Source organism: Candidatus Neomarinimicrobiota bacterium (genome assembly GCA_034716895.1).
In the GTDB taxonomy this organism is placed as follows: Bacteria; Fidelibacterota; UBA8477; order UBA8477; family JABMPR01; genus JABMPR01.
Genome location: JAYEKW010000211.1, coordinates 1 through 1,849, shown reverse-complemented (window position 1 = coordinate 1,849; position 1,849 = coordinate 1). Strand labels below are relative to the sequence as shown.

Annotated in this window: 2 protein-coding genes; both read right to left on the bottom strand. The window is 42.0% G+C overall.

Annotation, left to right across the window (positions count from 1 at the left end; translation table 11 throughout):
• Nucleotides 1-213 precede the first annotated feature (213 nt).
• Nucleotides 214-1,248 carry a PAS domain S-box protein gene (locus tag U9Q77_12330; protein MEA3288145.1) on the bottom strand — a complete coding sequence of 345 codons (1,035 nt, stop codon included), beginning with the start codon at nucleotides 1,246-1,248 and terminating at the stop codon, nucleotides 214-216.
• A gap of 253 nt (nucleotides 1,249-1,501) precedes the next feature.
• A partial coding sequence (locus tag U9Q77_12325) for a magnesium chelatase (GenBank protein MEA3288144.1) occupies nucleotides 1,502-1,849 on the bottom strand: 348 nt, incomplete at its 5' end.

The following is a 1,849-nucleotide window of genomic DNA, read 5'->3' as shown; positions in this document are numbered from 1 at the left end:
GTGAGATTTAACATAATTTTTAGTATTCATATTTCCTCTTATAAAGCCCTTGAAAGGGCTGATAGGCAAATCTCAGCAGACTGGACTTCACCTCTTTTCGGATGGAGTTCAGAATGCTATAACACACTTTCACCTCAAGTCCAGTTTCTCCGCCAGCTGGCGGATCAGCTGAACTCGAGTTTTGCACTTCTTTGCTCGGCCCCCGCAACCCGCCTACTTCTCTCCATATTTCTCTTTCAACTGATCTATCTCATCTCGCAGTTCTTTTATTCTCAATTCTCGTTTTATAGTTGCATCGTGGAATCGCTGCAGATGATCCACTTTTTCTTCTAAATCTTTAGTTTGTTCTTTTACTTTTTCTTCCAGGCTATTTTTTAGATCAAGTAGTTCTTTTTCCGCCTGCTTGTGTTCGGTGATGTCAACAAAGTTTACGATGATTTTATCAAGTTCATTATCAGAAAATACAGGGTTGGCATTAACAATTACCCAGGTGATATAATTTCTGCCTTTTGTTTGTATTCCAACTTGATAGAAATCGAGTTTTTGTTCTGTTGTAATTACTCTGCTTACGGGATAATCTTCAACTTTCATAATTGATAGATCTTCATGTACAAAATTCCAGGATGGAGTAATAAGCTCTTTCCCAAGCATTTGCTCATCAGTTAGTCCCAGTAGTTGAGACGCTTCAGGATTACTGAATAATACATTGCCATCTTTACTGTGAACCACCACGCCAACCTGGAGATTCTTCAATGTAATTTTGTAATTCTCTTCACTCTCCCTCAGCGCCTTCTCCGTCTGCTTGCGCTCTGTGATGTCTCGGATAATGGCAAAAGTGGCCGGTTCTCCCTGGTAATCGATAATTTCATATTTGACATCAACATTAATCAGGGTTCCATCTTTTTTACACAGGGTGGTTTCATAATTGATCGGCACCACCTCACTGAGTTCTCGTTTTTTGTTACGGATATGTAGATCTTTGAGGGCCTGTCCTGTATAAATTTTGTTGAAAACCGTATTCTCTATTTCCGAAACGGTATAGCCGAGCATCTCAGCAAATCGGGTATTCGAAAATATTATCTTATCGTCTTGGGTGATTTCAATACCGTCGTTGGCATTTTCAACGATCAATCGATATTTTTCTTCACTTTCTTTACATTTTTCTTCAGCCTGCTTGTGCTCCGTTACAGCTCGCTCTAATTCGAGAATCCGTTGTTCACATTCTGTGTAAGTTGGTTTGTCAGACATGATGATCCCCCGTGGTATTTAAGGTTTTGCAAGTCCCAAAGTAATTCGGACGATAGGGTCGAAAGATAAGTGGCACCAACTGGGCATCCAATAGAATTGGCAAACATAGTATCTGCTGCTTTCAACTTCTCAACAATTATGCACTTGCATGGGCCCTGAATCCGGGGTGGGACGATGACGGCAATGCCCCCATGCAAGAGCATGAGTGATGAAAAGCTATCAGAAATGTCCGGTTTGTCCAGCTCTAAAGAACTCAATTCATCCACAACTGCCGATCCAAAGTTCGGTACTGAATAGCTTCCGATATATGCTCTGCCCGGATCTGATCCGATTCTCCCAGATCTGCAATGGTCCGTGACACTTTAAGAATCCGATCATAGGCTCGGGCACTCAAACCCAGGTTGGTGATAGCTGCTTTAAGCAGCTCAGCTGAAGTCTGATCGATAAGACAGATCGTTCGGATCATCTTGGGTGGCATATCAGCATTGGAATGAATATGTGGATTATGATCAAAACGCTTGATCTGTTGATCCCTGGCATTCTGGACCCGTTTACGGACAATGCTGGATGATTCCCCATCCTCCTTGGCCGATAATTCTTC